At 69.0% G+C, this 22534-nt stretch carries 15 protein-coding genes and 2 pseudogenes; 14 read left to right on the top strand and 3 right to left on the bottom strand.

The annotated features are described in order from the left end of the window. Positions 1-92 precede the first annotated feature (92 nt). From IF64_RS0120680 to IF64_RS28270, 13 genes and pseudogenes are all read left to right on the top strand, one after another. On the top strand, positions 93-1466 hold the full coding sequence (locus tag IF64_RS0120680) for an NADH-quinone oxidoreductase subunit D (protein WP_030533811.1): 1374 nt from the start codon (positions 93-95) through the stop codon (positions 1464-1466). Further along, on the top strand, positions 1463-2200 hold the full coding sequence (gene nuoE / locus IF64_RS0120675; protein ID WP_030533810.1) for an NADH-quinone oxidoreductase subunit NuoE: 738 nt from the start codon (positions 1463-1465) through the stop codon (positions 2198-2200). Before IF64_RS0120680 ends, nuoE begins: the two co-directional genes overlap by 4 nt. Then, a pseudogene (gene nuoF / locus IF64_RS0120670) lies at positions 2197-3483 on the top strand (NADH-quinone oxidoreductase subunit NuoF); the annotation flags it as partial. The gene nuoE and the pseudogene nuoF, both read left to right, overlap by 4 nt. Before the next feature lie 77 nt (positions 3484-3560). Continuing rightward, the gene (locus IF64_RS0120665; protein WP_030533808.1) at positions 3561-6083 is read left to right on the top strand and encodes an NADH-quinone oxidoreductase subunit G; all 2523 of its coding nucleotides are present in this window, start codon (positions 3561-3563) and stop codon (positions 6081-6083) included. Then, complete coding sequence (gene nuoH, locus IF64_RS0120660; RefSeq protein WP_030533807.1) at positions 6080-7471, top strand: NADH-quinone oxidoreductase subunit NuoH; 1392 nt, start codon at positions 6080-6082, stop codon at positions 7469-7471. The genes IF64_RS0120665 and nuoH overlap by 4 nt, the downstream gene beginning before the upstream one ends. Continuing rightward, complete coding sequence (nuoI, locus tag IF64_RS0120655; protein ID WP_030533806.1) at positions 7458-8024, top strand: NADH-quinone oxidoreductase subunit NuoI; 567 nt, start codon at positions 7458-7460, stop codon at positions 8022-8024. Before nuoH ends, nuoI begins: the two co-directional genes overlap by 14 nt. Beyond that, positions 8021-8962, top strand: coding sequence for an NADH-quinone oxidoreductase subunit J (locus tag IF64_RS0120650; protein WP_084705992.1), 942 nt, complete (start codon positions 8021-8023; stop codon positions 8960-8962). The genes nuoI and IF64_RS0120650 overlap by 4 nt, the downstream gene beginning before the upstream one ends. Next, positions 8959-9258: an NADH-quinone oxidoreductase subunit NuoK gene (gene nuoK / locus IF64_RS0120645; protein ID WP_030533804.1), complete on the top strand. Its 300-nt coding sequence runs from the start codon at positions 8959-8961 to the stop codon at positions 9256-9258. Before IF64_RS0120650 ends, nuoK begins: the two co-directional genes overlap by 4 nt. Before the next feature lie 187 nt (positions 9259-9445). Further along, positions 9446-11359, top strand: coding sequence for an NADH-quinone oxidoreductase subunit L (gene nuoL, locus IF64_RS0120640; RefSeq protein WP_030533803.1), 1914 nt, complete (start codon positions 9446-9448; stop codon positions 11357-11359). Next, positions 11356-12903, top strand: a complete 1548-nt coding sequence (locus tag IF64_RS0120635; RefSeq protein ID WP_030533802.1) for an NADH-quinone oxidoreductase subunit M — start codon at positions 11356-11358, stop codon at positions 12901-12903. Before nuoL ends, IF64_RS0120635 begins: the two co-directional genes overlap by 4 nt. Before the next feature lie 6 nt (positions 12904-12909). Then, positions 12910-14484: an NADH-quinone oxidoreductase subunit NuoN gene (gene nuoN / locus IF64_RS0120630; RefSeq protein WP_030533801.1), complete on the top strand. Its 1575-nt coding sequence runs from the start codon at positions 12910-12912 to the stop codon at positions 14482-14484. 198 nt (positions 14485-14682) lie between these two features. After that, a complete protein-coding gene (locus IF64_RS0120625; protein ID WP_030533800.1) occupies positions 14683-15723 on the top strand; it encodes a polyprenyl synthetase family protein in 1041 nt (346 codons plus the stop codon). A 1832-nt stretch (positions 15724-17555) separates the two neighbouring features. Further along, positions 17556-17753 (top strand): annotated as a pseudogene (locus IF64_RS28270) (sunset domain-containing protein); the annotation flags it as partial. A gap of 73 nt (positions 17754-17826) precedes the next feature. Here IF64_RS28270 and IF64_RS0120615 read toward each other — a convergent pair. From IF64_RS0120615 to IF64_RS0120605, 3 genes are all read right to left on the bottom strand, one after another. Beyond that, entirely contained in the window at positions 17827-18891 is a 1065-nt protein-coding gene (locus tag IF64_RS0120615) for a 2-oxoacid:ferredoxin oxidoreductase subunit beta (RefSeq protein ID WP_030533798.1), read from the bottom strand. 34 nt (positions 18892-18925) lie between these two features. Further along, positions 18926-20872 (bottom strand): 2-oxoacid:acceptor oxidoreductase subunit alpha, encoded by a 1947-nt coding sequence (locus IF64_RS0120610; RefSeq protein WP_030533797.1) that lies wholly within the window; start codon positions 20870-20872, stop codon positions 18926-18928. 153 nt (positions 20873-21025) lie between these two features. Then, positions 21026-21472, bottom strand: coding sequence for an Lrp/AsnC family transcriptional regulator (locus IF64_RS0120605; protein ID WP_030533796.1), 447 nt, complete (start codon positions 21470-21472; stop codon positions 21026-21028). Positions 21473-21545: 73 nt separating this feature from the next. Between IF64_RS0120605 and ddaH the strand changes: the two genes are divergently transcribed. Next, positions 21546-22400: a dimethylargininase gene (ddaH, locus tag IF64_RS0120600; RefSeq protein WP_030533795.1), complete on the top strand. Its 855-nt coding sequence runs from the start codon at positions 21546-21548 to the stop codon at positions 22398-22400. The last annotated feature ends 134 nt before the right edge of the window (positions 22401-22534 follow it).

Genomic DNA, 22534 nt, shown 5'->3' with positions numbered 1-22534 from the left:
CCCGCTGGAGGCGCGGAGGACACCGCCGAAGTTCGTGTTCCCGCTGGAGGCGCGGAGAACACCGCTACTGTCGAACTCCCGCTGGAGGCACCATGACCACTAGCGATCACATCGCCGACGTCTCGACCGGGACGGACACCACGCCGGCCGGTGCCGACAGTGCGCCTTACGCCGAGCCGAGGGAGACCACGGAGGGTCCGGTCTACACCGTCAGCGGTGGTGACTGGGACGACGTGCTCTCGGATGTCTCGCACGACGAGCGCATGATCATCAACATGGGGCCGCAGCACCCGTCGACGCACGGGGTGTTGCGGCTGGTGCTGGAGATGGAGGGGGAGACGGTCACCCAGCTCCGGTCGGTGATCGGCTATCTGCACACGGGTATCGAGAAGAACTGCGAGTACCGGACGTGGACGCAGGGCGTCACGTTCGTGACGCGCATGGACTATCTGTCGCCGCTGTTCAACGAGATGGGCTACTGCCTCGCGGTGGAGAAGCTGCTCGAGCTGGAGGTTCCGCGGCGGGCCCAGTTGTTGCGGGTGCTGTTGATGGAGATCAACCGCATCGGGTCGCACTTCGTCTACATCGCCACCGGTGGCATGGAGCTCGGGTCGACGACGGCGATGACGCTCGGGTTCCGGGAACGCGAGGAGGTGCTGCATCTGCTCGAGCACCTCACCGGTCTGCGGATGAACCACGCGTTCATCCGGCCGGGCGGGTTGGCGCAGGACATGCCGGACGACTTCGTCGAGAAGGTCACCGAGTTCTGCAAGACCATCGACGAGCGGCTTCCCTCGTACGACAAGCTGTTCACGGGCCAGCCGATCTGGCGCAACCGGCTCAAGGGGGTCGGTTATCTGCCGGTCGACGCGTGCCTGGCGTTGGGCGTGACCGGCCCGGTGCTGCGGTCGGCGGGCCTGGCGTGGGACCTGCGCAAGACCGACCCGTACTCGTGTTACGACGAGTTCGACTTCGAGGTGCCGACGTCGACGGACGCCGATTGCTGGGCGCGGTACCTGTTGCGGGTCGAGGAGATGCGGCAGTCGTTGCGGATCATCCGCCAGGTGCTGGAGAAACTCGAGCCGGGTCCGGTGATGGTGGAGGACCGCAAGATCGCGTGGCCCGCCCAATTGTCGATCTCCAGTGACGGCATGGGTAACTCGCTCGACCACGTCCGCAAGATCATGGGCCAGTCGATGGAGTCGTTGATCCATCACTTCAAGCTCGTCACCGAGGGCTTCCGGGTTCCGCCGGGCCAGGTGTACTCGACCGTCGAGTCGCCGCGCGGGGAGCTCGGCTTCCACCTCGTGTCCGACGGTGGGACGCGGCCGATGCGGGTGCACGTGCGCGAGCCCAGTTTCGTGAATCTGCAGTCGATGCCCGCGATGTCGGAGGGCGGCCTGGTCGCCGACGTCATCGCGGCCGTCGCCTCGATCGACCCGGTGATGGGGGGAGTGGACCGGTGAGCACCGAAACGCCCACGTTCGGCGAGGACACGGTCGCCGAGGCCAAGGAGCTGATCGCCCGCTATCCGCAGTCGCGGTCGGCGCTGCTTCCGTTGCTGCATCTCGTGCAGTCGGTGCAGGGGTTCGTGAGCCAGGAGGGCATCGCGTTCTGTGCCCAGCAGCTCGGGTTGTCGGAGGCCGAGGTGTCGGCCGTCGCGACGTTCTACACGATGTACAAGCGCAAGCCGTGCGGTGAGCATCTCGTGAGCGTGTGCACGAACACGCTGTGCGCGGCGATGGGTGGCGACGCGATCTACAAGAAGCTGCAGGATCACCTCGGTTCCGAAGGGGCTCCGCTGGGGCACGAGGAGGTCGCGGGGACGCCGGGTGAGCCGGGTTCGATCATGCTCGAGCACGCCGAGTGCCTTGCCGCGTGCGATCTGGCTCCGGTGTTGCAGGTCAACTACGAGTACTTCGACAACCAGAGCGAGCAGAGCGCCGTCGAGCTGGTCGATGCGTTGCGGCGGGGGGACAAGCCCGCGCCGACGCGCGGTGCTCCGCTGTCGGACTTCAAGACCGTGGAGCGGCGCCTCGCCGGGCTGTTGCCCACCGACGACGACGAGTTCTGGTCCGATGTGGACGGGCCGTCGCAGGCGGTCGAGACGTTGCGGGGTGCGCAGTTGGCCGCGGATCGGGGCTGGACGGCGCCGGCTGCGCCGGAGGACGTCCCCCTGCCGGAGGTGGAGGCGAAATGAGCGACGGTACCTCGGAGAAGGCGCCGCTGACGCCGGTGTTGACGAAGCGGTGGTTGTCGCCGCAGTCGTGGCGGTTGGCGACGTACGAGAAGCTCGAGGGCTACACCGCGGTGCGGAAGGCGCTGAGCGGCACGCCGGAGCAGGTCGTCCAGATGGTGAAGGACGCGGGGCTGCGTGGCCGTGGCGGTGCGGGTTTCCCTTCCGGTGTGAAGTGGGGCTTCATGCCGAAGGATGAGGAGAAGCCGCATTACCTGGTGATCAACGCCGACGAGGGTGAGCCGGGCACGTGCAAGGACATCCCGTTGATGATGGCCGACCCGCACGCGCTCATCGAGGGCTGCATCATCGCGGCGTACGCGATGCGTTCGCACCACTGCTTCATCTACATCCGTGGTGAGGCGCTGCATCCGATGCGCCGGTTGCACGCGGCGGTGCGGGAGGCGAAGCACGCGGGTTACCTGGGGCGCGACATCCTCGGCTCGGGTTTCGACCTGGAGATCACGGTGCACGCGGGCGCGGGCGCCTACATCTGCGGTGAGGAGACGGCGCTGCTCGACTCGCTGGAGGGCCGTCGTGGCCAGCCGAGGCTGAAGCCGCCGTTCCCCGCGGCCGCGGGTCTGTACGCCGCGCCGACGACGGTGAACAACGTGGAGACGATCGCGACCGTCCCGTCGATCATCAACGGCGGTGCGGACTGGTTCCGCGCGATGGGCACCGAGAAGTCGCCCGGTCCGAAGATCTACTCGATCTCGGGGCACGTCGAACGTCCCGGCCAGTACGAGGCGCCGTTGGGCACGACGTTGCGGGAGCTGCTCGAGATGTGCGGCGGGATGAAGAACGGGATCCCGCTGAAGTTCTGGACTCCGGGCGGGTCGTCGACGCCGCTGTTCACGGCCGAGCACCTGGACGTGCCGCTGGACTTCGAGGGCGCAGCCGAGGCCGGTTCGATGCTGGGCACCACGGCGGTGCAGGTGTTCAACGAGACCGTGTCGGTGCCGTGGGCGGTGATGAAGTGGACGCAGTTCTACGAGCACGAGTCGTGCGGCAAGTGCACGCCGTGCCGGGAGGGCACGTTCTGGTTGGCCCAGATCCTCGAGCGCATGGTCGAGGGGAAGGGCACCGAGCAGGACATCGACACGCTGCTGGACGTGTGCGACAACATCGGCGGCCGTTCGTTCTGCGCGCTCGGCGACGCCGCGGTGAGCCCCATCCAGAGCGGCATCAAGTACTTCCGTGACGAGTTCCTCGCGCTGTGCGAGTCGAACCGGCCCACCGCCACGCAGCAGTCGCAGGCCGAGCAGGCCTCGCTCGGCGGGGCCGCTGCCGATTCGCAGGTCGCGCAACCGGTTGGAGCACAGGCATGACGGTGGCACCGGAATCCCCCGAGGTGGACGTGCCGGAGGGGCACGTCAAGCTCACCATCGACGGCCAGGAGGTCGTCGCGCCGAAGGGTGAGCTGCTGATCCGCACGGCCGAACGGCTCGGCACGGTGATTCCGCGGTTCTGCGATCACCCGCTGCTCGACCCGGCCGGTGCGTGCAGGCAGTGTCTGGTCGAGGTCGAGATGAACGGCAGGCCCATGCCGAAGCCGCAGGCCTCGTGCACGATGACGGTCGCCGACGGCATGGTGGTCAAGACCCAGATGACGTCCGAGGTGGCGGACAAGGCCCAGCAGGGTGTGATGGAGCTGCTGCTCATCAACCATCCGCTGGACTGCCCGATCTGCGACAAGGGCGGCGAGTGCCCGCTGCAGAACCAGGCGATGGCGCACGGCCGTGCCGAGTCGCGGTTCGTCGACCGGAAGCGCACGTTCCCGAAGCCGCTGCCGATCTCCTCGCAGGTGTTGCTCGACCGCGAACGCTGTGTGCTGTGCCAGCGGTGCACCCGGTTCTCGGCGCAGATCGCGGGCGATCCGTTCATCGACCTGCTCGAGCGCGGTGCCCACCAGCAGATCGGGACGTCGGAGACGGCGGACGTGCTGGACGCCGCCTCACACACCTCGGGGTCCGATTCCGCTTCAGCGGGAAAGAGTGCTTCGGCGGGGGGTGAACCGTTCCAGTCGTACTTCTCCGGCAACACGATCCAGATCTGCCCGGTCGGTGCACTCACCAGCGCCCAGTACCGGTTCCGGTCGCGGCCGTTCGACCTCGTGTCGAAGCCCAGCGTGTGCGAGCACTGCTCGTCCGGGTGCGCCGAGCGGGCCGACTACCGCCGCGGCAAGGTGATGCGCAAGCTCGCCGGCGACGACCCCGAGGTCAACGAGGAGTGGATCTGCGACAAGGGCCGCTTCGCGTTCCGCTACGAAACGGCCGAACAGCGCATCCGCAGGCCGCTCGTGCGCGATGCCGACAGCGGTGAGCTGGTCGAGGCGTCGTGGACCGAGGCGCTGCGCGCCGCCGCCGCAGGCCTGGCGGCCGCCCGCGACGGAAAGGGCGTCGGGGTGTTGCCGGGCGGCAGGCTGACCGTCGAGGACGCCTACGCCTACAGCAAGTTCGCCCGCGTGGCGCTGCGGACCAACGACATCGACCACCGCGCCCGCGCGCATTCGGCGGAGGAACTGGACTTCCTCGCCTCCCGCGTCGCAGGCGGGCCCGGTGTCGACACCGGCCGCGACGGCGGCGTGACCTTCACCGACCTGGAGAACGCTCCGCTCGTGTTGTGCGTGGCGTTCGAACCGGAGGAGGAGGCACCTGCCGTCTTCCTGAGGCTCCGCAAGGGGGCGCGGACGAAGAACGTCCAGGTCGTCCACATCGGACAATGGACGTCGCCTGCGGTGTCGAAGACGTTCGGGGAACTGCTCGCGTGCAAGCCGGGAGGCGAGGCGAGCGCCGTCGACGGCATCGCCGAGCACGCTCCCGACGTCGACGAGGGGCTGCGGGCCGACGGCGCCGTGGTGCTGGTCGGCGAGCGGGCCGCGGAGGTGCCCGGACTGCTGACCGCCGTGCACCGCCTCGCCGAACGCACCGGCGCGCGGCTGGCGTGGATCCCGCGCAGGGCGGGCGAACGCGGGGCCGTCGAGGCAGGCGCGCTGCCGAACCTCCTTCCCGGCGGAAGGTCCGTGACCGACCAGGCGGCGCGAGCCGAGGTCGAGGCCCACTGGGGTATGGCGGCGGGCACGCTGCCCGCCGAGCCGGGCAGGGACGTCACGGGGATGTTGAACGCGATCGTCACCCGCGACCTCGACGGACTCGTCGTCGGCGGGGTCGACCTCGACGACCTGCCCGACCCGGCCCTGGCCCGCAAGGCCCTGGACGCCGCGTCGTTCGTCGTGTCGCTGGAGATGCTGCCCAGCACGGTCACGCCGTACGCGGACGTGGTGCTTCCGATCGCGCCGGTCGACGAGAAGAACGGCACGTTCCTCAACTGGGAGGGCAGGCGCAGGCCGTTCACCGTGACGCTCGAGGGCACGGGAGCGCTGTCGGACTGCCGGGTGCTCGACACCCTCGGCGTCGAGATGGACGCCGACCTGTTCACCCAGACCCCGGCCGCCGCCCTCGGTGACCTGGACCGCCTGCCGGCGCACACCGCGCGGGCCGCCGCGCCGGACTGCCCGGTCGCGGAACCGCAGGCACCGGCCGACGGTGCGGCGTTGCTGGCGACGTGGCGGCAGCTCATCGACGACGGCTCGCTGCAGATCGACGAACCCGCGCTGGCGGGAACGGCACGGCGCGTCGTCGCGCGGATGTCGCAGGCCACCGCGGACGGACTCGGTGATCACGTGACCGTGTCGACCGACCGCGGTTCGGTGACGCTGCCGATCGAGATCGCCGACGTGCCCGACGGCGTCGTCTGGCTTCCGGGCAACTCGCCGGGTTCGAAGGTGCGTGCCGCGCTCGGCGCCGGACACGGCGCGCTCGTCGACATCGCAGGAGGCGTGCGGTGACCCTCAGCTCACAGCTTTCGACACCGGTTCTCGCGCAGGCCGCGCAGGAACCGCTCAACAGGGCGGAACTGCTCGCCGACGACCCGTGGTGGCTGATCCTGCTCAAGGCCGTCGTGATCATGTTGATCGGGCCGATCTTCACGGTCGTGCTGATCGTGGGGGAGCGCAAGATCGTCGGCCGGATGCAGAACCGGCCCGGCCCGAACCGGGTCGGCCCGTTCGGCATGCTGCAGTCGCTGGCCGACGCGATCAAGCTGCCGTTCAAGGAACAGGTCATCCCCGACACGGCCGACCGGAAGATCTACTTCCTGGCGCCCGTGGTGGCGGTGGTGCCCGCGTTGATCGGCCTCGCCGCGATCCCCTTCGGCGGCGAGGTGACGATCTTCGGCGAACGCACCGTGCTGCAGCTGATCGAACTGCCGGTGAGCGTGCTGCTCGTGCTGGCGGGCGCCTCGATCGGCGTGTACGGCATCGTGCTCGGCGGCTGGGCTTCCGGGTCGCCGTATCCGCTGCTGGGCGGACTCCGGTCGGCCGCGCAGGTCATCTCGTACGAAATCGCGATGGGCCTGTCGATCATCGGCGTGGTGCTGTACTCGCAGTCGATGGCCACCAGCGGCATCGTCGCGGCCCAGGCCGACAGCGGGTGGTACTTCTACCTGCTGTTGCCGAGTTTCGTCATCTACATCATCTCGATGGTCGGCGAGACGAACCGTGCGCCGTTCGACCTGCCCGAGGCCGAGTCCGAACTGGTCGGCGGGTTCCACACCGAGTACAGCTCGATGAAGTTCGCGATGTTCTTCCTCGCCGAGTACTCGAACATGGTGATCGTCTCGGCGTTCGCGACGACGCTGTTCCTCGGCGGCGGCATGTTCCCGTTCATCGGCGCCGACGCGGCGATCAACCAGGGCTGGTGGCCTGCCCTGTGGTTCCTGATGAAGATGTGCGTGCTGCTGTTCGGCTTCATCTGGCTGCGCGGCACGCTCCCGCGGTTCCGCTACGACCAGTTCATGAAACTCGGCTGGAAGGTGCTCGTCCCGGCCGCGTTGGTCTGGTTGCTGCTGATCGCCACGGTGCGGGCGCTGCGCAACGCCGAGGGCGTCTCCACGGGGCAGCTGCTCATGATCGGCGGCGTCGTCATCGTCGTGATCGTGCTGCTGACCCTGCTGATTCCGGAGAAGCAGCCGCCGGAGGACGCCGGAATGGTGTCGACGACCGGCGGTGGGCACCCGGTGCCGCCGCTCGACCTGAAGGTGCCGGAGACCACGCCGCGCAAGAAGGCCCTCGAGGCACGGCGCAAGTCCGAGGCGAAGAAGCAGGCGGAGCTGAGTCCGTCGACCGTCGGCTCGTCCGAAGGCTCGAAGGAAGGAGAGTCCGATGGGAATCTTTGATCCCGTCAAGGGATTCGGCGTCACCTTCGGGATGATGTTCAAGAAGGTCGCCACCGAGGAGTACCCGGAGATCGGCGCGCCCGCCGCGCCGCGGTACCACGGCAGGCACCAGCTGAACCGCCATCCCGACGGGCTGGAGAAGTGCGTCGGCTGCGAGCTGTGCGCCTGGGCGTGCCCCGCGGACGCGATCTTCGTCGAGGGCGGCGACAACACCGAGGAAGCGCGGTACTCGCCGGGCGAACGCTACGGCGCGGACTACCAGATCAACTACCTGCGCTGCATCGGTTGCGGCCTGTGCGTCGAGGCGTGCCCCACCCGGTCGCTCACGATGATCAATTTCTACGAGCTGGCCGACGACAACCGGCAGGACCTCATCTGGACCAAGGAGGACCTGCTGGCACCGCTGCTGCCCGGGATGGAGCAGCCCCCGCACCCGATGCGGCTCGGTGACGACGAGCAGGACTACTACGTGGGCGGCCCCGAGCTCGCGCGGGGCCGCGGCGTGCCCGAGCAGCAGACCGTGGAGACCGACACCGAGGAGGCGGTCCGATGAGGACGGAGACGTCGCTGGTGCTGGCGCAGGCCGGGGCCGACGCGACGGTGTCCACGGGCGAGGCCGTCGCGTTCTGGGTGCTCGGGCCCATCGCGGTGGCCGGCGCGCTCGGCATGATCTTCGCCCGCAATGCGGTGCACTCGGCCCTGTGGCTCGTGCTGACGATGCTGTCGCTGGGCATGCTCTACATGGTTCAGCACGCGCCGTTCCTCGGGTTCACGCAGATCATCGTCTACACCGGCGCGATCATGATGCTCTTCCTGTTCGTGCTGATGATGGTGGGCAGGGAGTCGTCCGACTCGGTGCTCGAAGTCCTCAGAGGACAGCGGCTCATGGCCGCGTTGCTGGGCATCGGCGTGGCCGGCGTGCTCGCGGGGGCGCTGACCCGCGCGCTGACCGACGTGCCGCCCGCACCGCCGATGAACCCGTGGACGCCCGACGGCGGTGGCGCGGGCGGCCTGGCGCGCGTGATCTTCCAGGACTACCTGTTCCCGTTCGAACTGACCTCGGCGCTGCTCATCACGGCGGCGATGGGGGCCATGGTGCTGGCCTTCACCGACCGGCACTCCAAGGAAGGCAAGCGCAGCCAGCGCGACCTCGTCGAGGCGCGGTTCCGCGGTGAGTACGAGCGGCCCTCGCCCAAACCGGGACCCGGGGTGTACGCGACGTCGAACTCGGTGGCCACGCCCGCACTGCTGCCGGACGGCTCGATCGCCCCCGAATCGCTGTCGGAGCTCATCGAGTCCACGCCGACCGCACAGTTGCAGGCGCATCGCGAACACCTCGACCGCGTCGAGCGCGAGAACGCCCGCGCTCTCGTGGGGCCCGACGCGGGTTCGGCGGGTTCCGGGACCGGTGAGGACTCGGGCGCCGGCGCCGGCGCCGACACCCCGGCCCCGACCGGCGGTGCTGCGAACGGCACGGAGGACAAGGCATGACCCCGACCTACTACCTGCTGCTGTCGGCGCTGCTGTTCACCATCGGCGCGGTCGGCGTGCTGGTGCGGCGCAACGCGATCGTGGTGTTCATGTGCATCGAGCTGATGCTCAACGCCGTGAACCTGTCGCTGGTCACGTTCGCGCGCATCAACGGCGACATCGACGGACAGGTGATGGCCTTCTTCGTGATGGTCGTCGCGGCGGCGGAGGTCGTGGTCGGCCTCGCCATCATCATGGCGATCTTCCGCACCCGCCGCTCGGCCTCCATCGACGACACCAACCTCCTGAAGTACTGAACAGGGCGAAATAGAAGGTGGGAGACCTGCGTATGTGGTCGGGTAGGACGCGCCCAGGCGGCGATCTACTGCGTTGGCGACCGCTCGAGTATGTCAATACGAGTCGCGACCGCCTGCCTTGTAGCTCATCCACCTGGACGCGTCCGGGTGGCCACCCTGCCAACGTGGGCCCCGAAGGGAAATAGTTGTGATCGCATCATCGTGGCTGCTGGTCGCGTTCCCGGCGCTCGGCGCGCTCGTACTGTTGCTCGGCGGCAGACGCACCGACGGCTGGGGCCACCTGCTCGGCTGCGCGACCGTCGCGGCGTCCTTTGTGTACGGTCTCGCGCTGTTCTTCTCGGAATCGCTGACCCAGGCCGCCGATACGACGCTGTGGTCGTGGATCCCGGTCGAGGCGCTGCAGGTGGACTTCGGACTGCGCATCGACCCGCTGTCGATGACGTTCGTCCTGCTGATCACGGGTGTGGGTGCGCTGATCCACGTCTACTCGATCGGCTACATGTCCGACGACCGGGACCGCAGGCGCTTCTTCGCCTACCTGAACCTGTTCGTCGCCTCGATGCTCATCCTGGTGCTGGGCAACAGCTTCGTGATGCTGTACCTCGGCTGGGAGGGTGTCGGCCTCGCGTCGTACCTGCTGATCGGGTGGTACACCGATCGCCCGTCGGCGGCCACGGCGGCGAAGAAGGCGTTCCTGATGAACCGCGTGGGCGACGTCGGTCTCGCGATCGCGATCTTCCTGATGTTCAAGCACATCGGCAGCACCAGCTACGAGGCCGTGTTCGCGGGCATCGGTGACGTGTCGCCGGGCGTGGTCACGGCGATCGCCCTGCTCCTGCTGCTGGGTGCGTGCGGCAAGTCCGGTCAGTTCCCGCTGCAGGCGTGGCTGCCGGACGCCATGGAGGGTCCGACCCCCGTGTCGGCGCTGATCCACGCCGCGACGATGGTCACCGCGGGTGTGTACCTGATCGCCCGCGGCGCGCCGATCTACAACCTCACCGAGGACGGCAGGTTGGTGGTCGCACTCGTGGGTGCGTTCACGTTGCTGCTCGGGTCGATCATCGGCTGTGCCTACGACGACATCAAGAAGGTGCTGGCCTACTCCACGGTGAGTCAGATCGGCTACATGATGCTGGCGGTCGGACTGGGCCCGTTCGGCTACGCGCTGGCCATCGCCCACCTGCTGACGCACGGCTTCTTCAAGGCCGGTCTGTTCCTCGGGGCCGGTTCGGTCATGCACGCCATGAACGACGAGGTCGACATGCGCAAGTTCGGCGGGCTGGCGAAGAAGATGCCGATCACCGCCGTCACGTTCGGCCTCGGCTACCTGGCGATCATCGGCTTCCCGTTCCTGTCGGGCTTTTTCACCAAGGACGCCATCATCGAGGCGGCGTTCGGCCAGGAGGGCTGGCGCGGCTGGGTGCTGGGCGGTTCGGCACTGCTGGCCGCCGGCATCACCGGCTTCTACATGACCCGCCTGGTGTTGTTGACGTTCTTCGGCAAGGAGCGCTGGCGCGGCGAGAAGTCCTCCGACGGGCGTGAGTTCCATCCGCACGAATCGCCACCGACGATGACGGCGCCGATGATCGTGCTGTCGGTCGGATCGGTCGCCGCGGGCGGACTGCTCATCGGCGGGGACACGCTCGCCGAGTTCCTCGCCCCGTCGGTCGGCGCGCTGGCCGAGAGCCACCACGGTGTGCTGCCGCACGCGCTGATCCCGTGGTTGACGGTGCTCGTCTCGGGGCTCGGGGTGCTCGGCGCGTGGGCGTTGTTCGGACGCAGCACGGAGGGGTCGAAGTACACGGCGGTCGAACGTCCCGAACGGGTCGCCTGGCCCGTGCGTGCCGCGCGCAAGGACCTGTACGGCAATGCGCTCAACGAGGCCCTCGTCGCGACGCCGAGCCTGTGGCTCACGCGGTTCGCGGTGTTCTTCGACAACCGGGGCTTCGACGGCGCGGTGAATGGGCTCGCCGCACTGTTCGGTGGTAGCTCCGGACGACTGCGCCGCATGCAGACCGGTTTCGTCCGCTCGTACGCGCTGTCGATGCTCGGCGGAACGTTCCTGATCGTCGGCGCTCTGTTGTTGGTGAGGTTCGGATGACCTGGCTGCTCGCACTGATCCTGCTGCCGCTGCTCGGCGCGGTGGCCGTGGCGCTGCTCCGCAAGGACGACCGGCTCGCCACGACGACCGCCTTCGCGGTGTCCGTTGTGGAGCTCGTGCTGATCCTGCCGCTGTGGCTGAGCTACGACCCGGGCGGCGACCGGCTGCAGCAGGTGTCGTCGATGGAGTGGATCCCGGCGTTCGGGGTGCACGTCTCCTTCGGCATCGACGGCATCGCGCTGTTGATGATCGCGGTCATCGCACTGCTCGTGCCAATCGTGATCGCCCTGCTGCGCTCGACGGACAAGCTTCCGGAGGGCAAGGACACCGGGGGCCTGCTGTCGCTGATCCTGCTGCAGCAGGCGCTCACCATCGCGGTGTTCGCCGCGACGGACGTGTTCCTGTTCTACGTCCTGTTCGAGATCATGCTCATCCCGATGTACTTCCTCATCGGCGGCTACGGCGGGCCGAAGCGGCAGTACGCGGCGGTGAAGTTCTTCCTGTACTCGTTCCTCGGCGGACTGATCATGCTGGCGTCGGCGATCGGTGCCTACTCGCTGGCCGCCGACGAACTGGGCCAGGGGACGTTCGACTGGGCCACGCTCGTGCAGGTCGTCAGCGAGGCCCCGCTCGAGACGCAGATCTGGATCTTCCTCGGCTTCTTCCTCGCCTTCGCCATCAAGGCACCCCTGGTCCCGTTCCACACCTGGCTGCCCGACGCGGCGAGCCAGGCACCGGTGGGCGTGACGGTGCTGCTGGTCGGCGTGCTCGACAAGGTCGGCACGTTCGGGTTCCTGCGCTACAGCCTGCCGATGACCCCCGACGCCAGCGCCGAGCTCGCCCCGCTGGTGCTGGTGCTCGCCGTGGTCGGTGTCATCTACGGCTCGATGCTGGCGGCGGGCCAGACCGACATGAAGCGGTTCGTGGCCTACGTGTCGATCGCCCACTTCGGATTCATCGCGCTCGGCATCTTCGCCTTCACCCAGCAGTCCGTGGCGGGGTCGGCGACGTACATGCTCAACCACAGCCTCGCCACCGGCATGCTCATCCTGGTGCTCGGCATCATCGCCACGCGTGGCGGCGACACCCGGATCGACGCGTACGGCGGCATGGCGAAGGTGACGCCCGTGCTGGCCGCAATGCTGCTGATCGCGGGGCTGTCCGCGCTGTCGCTGCCGGGCACGAACTCGTTCATCAGCGAGTTCCTGGTGTTGCTGGGCGCGTTCGACACCCGGCCCGTGTTCGCGATCGTCGCGACGGTGGGCATGGTGCTGGCGGCGGCCTACATCCTGTGGCTGTACCAGCGGATCATGACCGGACCCGTCCGCGGCGACGCGCTGCTCGGTGCCTCCCCCGGTCCCGGCACCGTCGAGGCACCCGCGACCGGCGCGCGCAAGACCATCCGCGACCTGGGTGGCAAGGAGATCGCGGCACTCGCGCCCCTCGTGGTGCTGATCATCGGCCTCGGCTTCTACCCCAAGCCCGTGCTGGACACCGTCAACCCGTCGGTCGAGCAGACCATCACCGCGGTGCAGGAAAGGTAACCGGCCATCGTGAACCCGTATCTCGCCCAGCAAGTGCAGACGATCGACGCCCCCGGCATCGACTGGGGCGCGATCCTGCCCATGGTGATCGTGCTCGGCGCCGCGTGCGTCGGCGTGCTGATCGAGGCGTTCGTGCCCAAGCATCAGCGCTGGTCCGGACAGGTCGTGCTGACCCTCGGGTCGATCGCCGCCGCGGGCATCGCGCTCGGCGCCTACGTCTCCGGTAAACCCGAGCACGACATCACCACGCTGTCGGGCACGCTGTCGATCGACACTCCCGCGCTGTTCCTGTGGGGCACGCTGCTCGCGTTGAGCGTGGCGGCCGTGCTGATGATCGCGGACCGTTCCGTCGAACCCGGCGGCTCGTTCGTGGCGCAGGCCGGTATCGCGCCCGGCACGGTGCAGGATCGCGCGCAGGTCGGCTCGACCGGCATGCAGACCGAGGTGTTCCCGCTTGCGCTGTTCGCGCTCGGCGGCATGATGGCCTTCACCGCGGCCAACGACCTGCTGACCATGTTCATCGCACTCGAGGTGCTGAGCCTGCCGCTGTACCTGATGTGCGGTCTGGCCCGCAGGCGCAGGCTGCTGTCGCAGGAAGCTGCGGTGAAGTACTTCCTGCTCGGCGCGTTCGCCAGCGCGTTCTTCCTGTACGGCCTGGCGATGCTGTACGGCTACGCCGGTTCGGTGAAGCTCGCCGACATCGCGACCGCCTCCGCGGGTACCGACCGCAGCGACACCCTGCTGTTCGCCGGCCTGGGCCTGCTGATGGTCGGTCTGCTGTTCAAGGGTTCGGTCGGGCCGTTCCACACCTGGACCCCCGACGTGTACCAGGGCGCCCCGACGCCGGTGACCGCGTTCATGGCGGCGTGCACCAAGGTCGCCGCGTTCGGCGGCATCCTCCGGGTGCTGACCGTGGCGTTCGAGGCCACCAGCTGGGAGTGGCGCGGCGTGTTGTGGGCCGTCGCGATCGTGTCCATGGCGATCGGCGCGGTGCTCGGCCTCACCCAGACCGACCTCAAGCGCATGATCGCCTACTCGTCGATCGCGCACGCCGGCTTCCTGCTCATCGGAACCATGGCGCTGACCGACGAGGGCCTGTCCGGCACGCTGTTCTACCTGCTGGCCTACGGCTTCACCACGCTCGCGGCGTTCGGCGTGATCTCCCTGGTGCGCGATTCCTCCGGCGAGGCCACGCACCTGTCGGCGTGGGCCGGACTGGCGAAGCGCTCGCCGCTGCTGGCAGGCGTGTTCACGTTCCTGCTGCTGGCGTTGGCCGGCATCCCGCTCACGAGCGGATTCGTCGGCAAGTTCGTCGTGTTCTCGGCCGCGCTGTCGGACGGCATGGCGCCCCTGGTGGTGATCGCACTGGTCTTCAGCGCGGTCGCGGCGTTCTTCTACCTGCGCGTCGTGGTGCTCATGTACTTCTCCGAACCGGCGTCGGACGGGCCGACCGTGAGCGTGCCCGGCGCGTTCACGACCGCGTCGATCGCGCTGGGTGTCGTGGTCACGCTGCTGCTGGGCGTGCTGCCGACGTTCGCCCTGGACTGGGCAGGCGCGGGAGGCTTCGCACTCGGCGGGTGAGCCGGGTGGGGAACCCGGAGACGACGGGCCGCTTTCCGGTCGGTGTCGACGGTCACGTCTGAGCAGCGTGAATGCGTGATCGCGGCGTACGGACTTGCCAGTAGGCTGGGGCCGATTCTCCGGCAGGTGCCCACTCCGCCGAGCGGGCACCTGCCGGGGCAGGAGTGCAACCCAGTGCCGAGAGGGCGGGAGCGAGCAGTGTCAGTGCGTGACGGCGCCACCGAGAACGGCGCTCTTGAGGATCTGCGCGCCTCGGTCGGGCTCCAGATCGACGACGAGGCGCTGCTGACCGACCTCGCGCGTGGTCTCGGCGCCGTCGAGCAGCTGCTCCGCGACGTGGTGCGCAGCGACGTCGCCGCCGTCAACGAAGCCGCCCGGCACCTGGTCGAGGCGGGTGGCAAACGGTTCCGTCCGCTGTTCACGCTGCTGGCAGGTCAGTTCGGCACCGAGACCGGTTCGCGGGACGGCGTGATCACCGCTGCCGCGGCCGTCGAACTGGTCCACCTGGCGACGCTGTATCACGACGACGTCATGGACGAGGCGACGATGCGCCGCGGCGCGGAGAGCGTCAACGCGCGGTGGGACAACACGGTCGCCATCCTCACTGGCGACTTCCTGTTCGCCCACGCCTCGCGGCTCGTCGCCGACCTCGGCACCGACGCGGCGCGGATCATCGCCGAGACGTTCGGCGAGCTCGTCACCGGGCAGATGCGCGAGACCGTGGGACCCGCCGAGGGTGAGGACCCCATCGAGCACTACCTGACCGTCATCGGCCAGAAGACCGGTTCGCTCATCGCCACGTCCGGACGGTTCGGCGGGATGCTCTCGGGCGCTCCCGACGAGTACGTCGAGGCGCTGCGGCGGTTCGGCGACATCATCGGCACGGCATTCCAGATCTCCGACGACATCATCGACATCGACTCGCCGTCGGCCGAACTCGGCAAATCGCAGGGAACCGACCTGCGCGAGGGAGTCAAGACGTTGCCGATGTTGTACGAATTGTCGGAGGACAAGCCGAACGCCCGGCTGTCCGAGCTGCTCAGCGGCCCGATCAGCGACGACGCGGAGGTCGCGGAGGCGCTGGCTTTGTTGCGTTCGTCGCGTGGACTGGAACGCGCACGCACCACCCTTTCAGGCTACGCTCAGCGCGCGAGGACGGAGCTGGCGGCGCTGCCGCCGTCTCCGGCGCGGGATGCCTGCGAATCGGTCGCCGATTACCTCGTCGCACGCACCCACTGAGGGAGGACACCGCACCAATGTCCATTTTCGGGCAGGTCTGGGTGTTCAGCGCGATCGCTTTCGTGCTGGGCGCCTTCCTGGCCTGGGTCTTTCTGGTTCGACCGGCAAGGAAGCAGGTCAGGGACCTCGAGGCGAGACTCGCGGCCCGTGAGGCCGATCTCCGCCGCATCTCCGAGCCCGCGCTCGGGGCCAGCGACGCCATGTCGGGCAGAGCGAGCCGCAACGACCCCTTCCGGGACGCCGACGAGGCGCTCGCCGCAGGCGGCGCGTCCGCGCTGACCGGGACCTACGGCGGCCCCGACACCGGCGACCGGAACGAGCCCGAAACGGACTGGCCCGAACGGGACAGCCTCGCCGGCCTCGGCGAGAGCCGCGGTGCCTACGACTCCTACGGCTCGCACGGCGAGGAGCGCGACGACTTCGACCTCGCCGACCGGCCCGAGGACCTCGAGGTCCCCGGCGAGCGGAGCATGTTCGACGACCGGGGTTACGACGACCGTGCCGAGGACAAGCAGGGGTACGGCGCGCACGCGTACGACGACCGGGACGACCGGGACGCTCTTGACGTCGACGAACGCGGGGTGTTCGACGACCGCGAGGACCGCCCCTACGGCGACCGGGCGGACGGCCGTTCCGACGACACCGACCGCGAGGCCGACGAGGACATCGACGCCGCCCTCGACGCCGCCGACCGGGACTGCGGCGACCAGGGCTACGGCGACCAGGGCTACGGCGACGGGGACTACGGCGACCAGGGGCGCGGCGCCGGGGACTACTACGACGACGCCGGGTACGACGCCGGTGGCGCCGAGGAGACCCGGTACGTCCCCGCCATCGGCGACGCCGAACCGATCGAACCCGTCTCGTCGGTGCTCGACCCCGACGAGATGCGCAGCCGCCCGCCGCAGCCGGAGGGCACCGAAACCACCCAGCTGATCGGTCCCGACGCGCAGCCGGGCCACGACGACCGTTCCGCGGCCGACAGCGGCGCCGAGTCCGACGCCGAATCCGCGGGGCAGGCGGGACGTCCGGCCGCATCGGCACTCGACATGGGCACCCCGTTCACCCCGGTGACCTCGTTCGAGGCCACCACCGAACTTCCGGTGGGTGGCGCCGACGCGATCGGAGCAGGCGGGCCGTCCGCGACGTCGCCTGCGCCCCAGACCTCGCCGGCTCCTCAGTCGGAGCCGGAGCCCGAGCAGGAGACGCGCCGCGACGGCCCTCCGCAGAAGCGGCCCGGCAGCCTGTTCGAACCCGGAGCCGTCGACGACGACAGCGACGAGCCCGCCGAATCCGGCGAGCGCACCGACCCGGCCCCCGGCACGGCTCCGGCCGACCCGGCACAAACGGGCCAGGACTCGCAGGGCGCACTGCCGTCCGACCCGCCCGCCTATGCGTTCGGCGGCGGACCCGCGGACGGACCCGACGAGGACGCCGTCGAGTCGACGAACGTCCTGCCCAAGCGGACGCCGCGACAGCGTCCGCCGGGCGGATTCGACGCGCCGAAGCCCATCCAGCCGTCGATGCGGGCCATCACCCGCAGGGAACCGGCCCCGGACGTGCAGAGCGGGTCGCTGTTCGAGCCCGCCGAGTCCGCACAGGGCGGTGGCGGTCCGACGGCGGAACCGGCTCAGGGCGAGGCGTCCCCGGCAGCCGACCAGCCGACCGGCGCGCGGTCGGAGATGACGCAGTTCGTCACCCCGGCCGGGCAGGTGCCGACGAACGGCAGGCACGGATCACTCGACGAGGACGAGGTCCCCGAGGAGCACGCTGCCGTCCGTGGCGACGAGCCGCAGGCCACCGCACCGGCCGACGAGGGCGAGGACCAGCAGGCCGGACCGTTCGGCCCCGGATCGGCGATGCCGCTGCCCGGCGGGGCCAGCCCGTCGCCGGAGTTCACCGTGAAGGCCAGCGTGACGGCATTGCGGTACGTCACCGAGGCGTCGCCGCAGTACCCGCGCATGGTCGCCGAGGTGTGGTTCCGCAGCCCGGCCGACGCCGAACGCGTCGGCTTCCGCCCCCTCGGCTAATGCGCCCAAGGGCCCCATGGTTGCGTTCAACGCAACTATGGGGCCCTTGGGAGCTTTGAACCCGAGGCCGGGGTTACTCGACCGTCCAGGTGTCCTTGCCGGTCAGCAGGGCCTGCAGATCACCCGGGTTGGCCTGCTGGGCCTGCTCGACCTGGGCACGTGCCTGGTCGTCGTAGGTCGGCCTGGCGACCTGGCGGAAGATCCCGGTCGGGGTGAGCGACAGGTTCTGGTCGCCGATGCGCGACAACGCGAACCCGTACGCCGTGTCCTCGATGGACGGATCGTGCACCACCAGGTTGTCCTCACCGATGTCGGCCACCTTGCCGACCTCGAACCCGCCGTAGCCGGTCGACGTCACGCCGAGCTCGCCCTCGGGGCCGAACCGGATCGGCTCACCCGGCGTCAGCGGAATGATCCGCTGCGCGGCCTCGTCGGAGTCCTTCAGCACGTCGAACGCGCCGTCGTTGAAGATCGGGCAGTTCTGGTAGATCTCCACGACCGCGCTGCCCCGGTGCTGGGCCGCCGCCGTGAGCACCTCCGTCAGACCCTTCTTGTCCGAGTCCAACGCCCTGCCCACGAACGTCGCCTCCGCACCCAGCGCCAGCGACACCGGGTTGAACGGCGTGTCCAGCGACCCCATCGGGGTCGACTTGGTGACCTTGCCCGGCTCCGACGTCGGCGAGTACTGACCCTTCGTCAGGCCGTAGATCCGGTTGTTGAACAGCAGGATCTTCAGGTTCACGTTCCGCCGCAACGCGTGGATCAGGTGGTTGCCGCCGATGGACAGCGCGTCGCCGTCACCGGTGACCACCCACACCGACAGGTCCGGACGCGTCGTCGCCAGCCCCGTCGCGATCGACGGCGCGCGGCCGTGGATCGAGTGCATGCCGTAGGTGTTCATGTAGTACGGGAACCGGCTCGAGCAGCCGATACCCGAGATGAACACGATGTTCTCGCGCTTGAGGCCCAACGTCGGCAGGAACGACTGGATCGTGTTCAGCACGACGTAGTCGCCGCAGCCCGGGCACCAGCGCACTTCCTGGTCGGACTTGTACTCCTTGGCCTTCTGCGGCTCGTCGGTCGTGGGGACCAGGTCGAGACCGCCCATGGTGGGCAGGCCCAGATCGGTGGCTGTCATACTGCCGCCTCCACGGGAACGAGTACGTCGTAGGTCATTCTGACGTGACCTCCCTGATGATGTCGGTGAAGACGCCCTCGAGCTCCTCGGCCTTGAAGGGCAGTCCGGCGACCTTGGTGTAGGACTGGACGTCGGTCAGGTACTTGGCACGCAGCAGCATCGCCAGCTGGCCCAGGTTCATCTCCGGCACGACCACGCGGTCGTACGAGGCCAGCACCTCGCCGAGGTTCGCGGGCAGCGGGTTGAGGTGACGCAGGTGGGCCTGCGCGACCGCCATGCCCTTCTTGCGCACCCGGCGTGCGGCGGCGCCGATCGGGCCGTACGTCGAACCCCAGCCCAGCACCAGCACGCGGGCCTTGCCGCCGCTGGCGGTTCCCCCGAGGCCGCTCGGGGCAGGATCGTCGACCTCGATGTCGGGCACGTCGATGCCGTCGATCTTCGCCTGGCGCAACCGGACCATGTGGTCGTGGTTGTCCGGGTCGTAGGAGATGTTGCCCTTGCCGTCGGCCTTCTCCAGACCACCGATGCGGTGCTGCAGACCCGGCGTGCCGGGAATCGCCCACTCACGCGCGAGCGTCTCCGGATCACGCACGTACGGCCAGTGCTCACCGGAACCGTCGGGAGCGTTCGGCTCGGACGCGAACTCCACGGACAGGTCGGGCAGCGTCGACACGTCCGGGATGAGCCACGGCTCCGAACCGTTGGCGACCGCGCCGTCGGACAGCAGCAGCACCGGCGTGCGGTACTTCAGCGCGATCCGCGTGGCCTCCAGCGCGATGTCGAAGCAGTCGGCGGGCGTGGCCGGGGCGACGATCGGCACCGGCGACTCACTGTTGCGGCCGAAGTAGGCCTGCAACAGGTCGGCCTGCTCGGTCTTCGTCGGCAGACCCGTCGAGGGGCCGCCGCGCTGCACGTCGATCACCACGAGCGGCAGCTCGGTCATCACGCCGAGCCCGATCGTCTCGGCCTTCAGCGCGATACCCGGGCCGGACGTCGAGGTCACCCCGAGCGCGCCGCCGTAGCTGGCGCCGAGTGCGGCACCGACACCGGCGATCTCGTCCTCGGCCTGGAACGTGGTGATGCCGAAGTTCTTGTGCTTCGACAGTTCGTGCAGCACGTCCGAGGCTGGGGTGATCGGGTAGGTGCCCAGCAGTACCGGCAGCTTCGCCTGCTGTCCCGCCGCCACGATGCCGTAGGCCAACGCGGTGTTGCCCGTGATCTGGCGGTAGGTGCCCGCGGGCAGCTTCGCGGGGGCGACCTCGAACGTCGTGCCGAAGGCCTCGGTCGTCTCGCCGTAGTACCAGCCCGCGCGGAACGCCAGGATGTTCGCGTCGGCGATCTCCGGCTTCTTCGCGAACTTCTCGCGCAGGAACTGCTCGGTGCCCTCGGTCGGCCGGTGGTACATCCACGACAGCAGACCCAGCGCGAACATGTTCTTGCAGCGCTCGGCGTCCTTCTTGCCGAGGCCGGTGTTCTCCAGCGCGCCCTGCGTCAGGGTCGACATGGCGACCTCGTGGACCTCGAAGGCCGACAGCGAGTCGTCCTCGAGCGGGTTCGACTCGTAGCCGACCTTCGTCAGGTTGCGCTTGCCGAACTCGTCGGTGTTGACGATGATCGTGCCGCCCTGGGGCACGTCACCGACGTTGGCCTTCAACGCAGCCGGGTTCATCGCCACGAGGACGTCGGGGCGGTCGCCGGGAGTGAGGATGTCGTAGTCGGCGAAGTGCACCTGGAAGCTGGAGACGCCGGGGATGGTGCCCTGAGGTGCGCGGATCTCGGCGGGGAAGTTCGGCAGAGTCGCCAGATCGTTCCCGAATGCGGCCGCTTCCGACGTGAACCGGTCGCCGGTCAGCTGCATGCCGTCACCGGAGTCGCCGGCGAATCGGATGACCACGCGGTCGAGCTGGTTGACCTCCGTCGGACGGGTCGCCGACAGCGCGCCTGCCCCGTCGGTGGCGCTGCCGTTCGCACTCGTGCTCATGGGCCAGGAAATCCCTCTCTCACGACTAGCGCGCCCAGCGCGCAATACTTCGAGGTTACTTGTTGTTTTCAGGGCGAGTGTTGGGGTGTGATTTGGCTTACCTCACTCGCGACGGGGGCGCCGTCGATCTCCCACGCGCTGGGAACACGGGCCTCATTCGCCGGGGTCGGGCGAACGTTCCAGCAGTGTGGAGAGCACGACCGTGGACACCGTGCGGTCGATGATCTCCAGCCCGCGCAGTCGTTCGAGTGCCGATTCCAGATGGTGGATGTCGCCGGCCCGCAGGTGCACGATCGCGTCGGCCGCACCGGACACAGTGTAGGCGGCGACGACCTCGGGCACGGGCTCGAGATGCGCCCGGATGCGCGCGGGGGACACGTTGCCCTGACAGTGCACCTCGACGAACGCCTCGGTTCCCCAGCCGAGCGCCTCCGGATCGACCACCGCGGTGAAGCCCTTGAGGACGCCGTCGTCGAGCAGCCGGTCGACCCTGCGCTTGACCGCGGGTGCCGACAGACCGACCACCTTGCCGATCTCCGCGTAGCTCGCGCGTGCGTTCGCGACCAGGCAGGAAACGATTCGCTGATCCAGAGTGTTCACACGCAATGATTAGCACACTGATGCGCAACCATGGTCGATTGTTTGCGCGCCCGGCTGGTTCTACATTCGAACTATGACGGACACCCACGCGCTGCCCGTACGGATCCCCACGCCCCGCCACTACCTGATGTGCCCGCCGCGGCATTTCGCCGTGGAGTACTCGATCAACCCGTGGATGGACCCCAGCCGTCCCGTCGACGTCGAGCTGGCCATGCGGCAGTGGACGACGTTGCGCGATCTCTACCGCGAACTCGGCCACACGGTCGACGAGGTACCGCCGCAGCCGGGACTGCCGGACATGGTGTTCGCGGCCAACTCGGGCACCGTGGTCGACGGCAGGGTGCTGGGGTCGCGGTTCCGTGCCCCGCAGCGTGCCGCCGAGGCCGAGCACTTCCGGCGCTGGTTCGTCGAGCACGGATTCCGCGACGTGACCATGCCGCGTCAGATCAACGAGGCCGAGGGCGACTTCGCCTGGACGGGCGGGCTGCTGCTCGCGGGCACGGGTTTCCGCACCGACCCCGGTGCGCACGCGGAGGCGCAGGAGACGCTGGGCGTGCCCGTGGTGTCGCTGCACCTGGTCGACGAGCGCTACTACCACCTCGACACGGCCCTGTTCGTGCTGCAGCCCGAGCAGGAGGCGATGCGCGCGCAGGTCGCCTACTACCCGGAGGCGTTCTCGCCGGGGTCGCAACGCGTGCTGCGGCGGCTGTTCCCCGACGCGGTGATCGCCAACGCGGCCGACGCCGAGTGCTTCGGGCTGAACGGCGTCTCCGACGGCAGGCACGTCGTCCTGCCCGTCGAGACCGAGTCGACCGGACTGGCAGGCCGGATCGCCGAGCGTGGTTACGAGGTGCGGTTCGTCGACATCTCGGAACTCCGCAAGGCAGGCGGCGGCCCGAAGTGCTGCACCCTGGAGATCCGAAAGTAACCACTTCGGGAACGCGTGTTGCGCTTTCGGGGGCGCGTGTTGCGTCGGCCGGGGGCCGTGTTGCGGATCGGGGGACGCTACGGCGCTGCGTCCCCGCGCCGCGGTGCGACGTGTGAGCGCGAGGTAGGCGGTGC

The organism is Prauserella rugosa (genome assembly GCF_000719975.1).
GTDB lineage: Bacteria > Actinomycetota > Actinomycetes > Mycobacteriales > Pseudonocardiaceae > Prauserella > Prauserella rugosa.
The sequence above is the reverse complement of the archived record's forward strand: the minus strand, read 5'-3'. Positions and strand labels throughout refer to the sequence as shown.

Coding starts and splice junctions, on each gene's coding strand:
- ddaH (WP_030533795.1), top strand. CDS start 21,546: ATGACGGACACCCACGCGCTGCCCGTACGGATCCCCACGCCCCGCCAC.
- IF64_RS0120615 (WP_030533798.1), bottom strand. CDS start 18,891: ATGACAGCCACCGATCTGGGCCTGCCCACCATGGGCGGTCTCGACCTG.
- IF64_RS0120680 (WP_030533811.1), top strand. CDS start 93: ATGACCACTAGCGATCACATCGCCGACGTCTCGACCGGGACGGACACC.
- nuoI (WP_030533806.1), top strand. CDS start 7,458: ATGGGAATCTTTGATCCCGTCAAGGGATTCGGCGTCACCTTCGGGATG.
- IF64_RS0120610 (WP_030533797.1), bottom strand. CDS start 20,872: ATGAGCACGAGTGCGAACGGCAGCGCCACCGACGGGGCAGGCGCGCTG.
- IF64_RS0120635 (WP_030533802.1), top strand. CDS start 11,356: ATGACCTGGCTGCTCGCACTGATCCTGCTGCCGCTGCTCGGCGCGGTG.
- nuoK (WP_030533804.1), top strand. CDS start 8,959: ATGACCCCGACCTACTACCTGCTGCTGTCGGCGCTGCTGTTCACCATC.
- IF64_RS0120650 (WP_084705992.1), top strand. CDS start 8,021: ATGAGGACGGAGACGTCGCTGGTGCTGGCGCAGGCCGGGGCCGACGCG.
- IF64_RS0120665 (WP_030533808.1), top strand. CDS start 3,561: ATGACGGTGGCACCGGAATCCCCCGAGGTGGACGTGCCGGAGGGGCAC.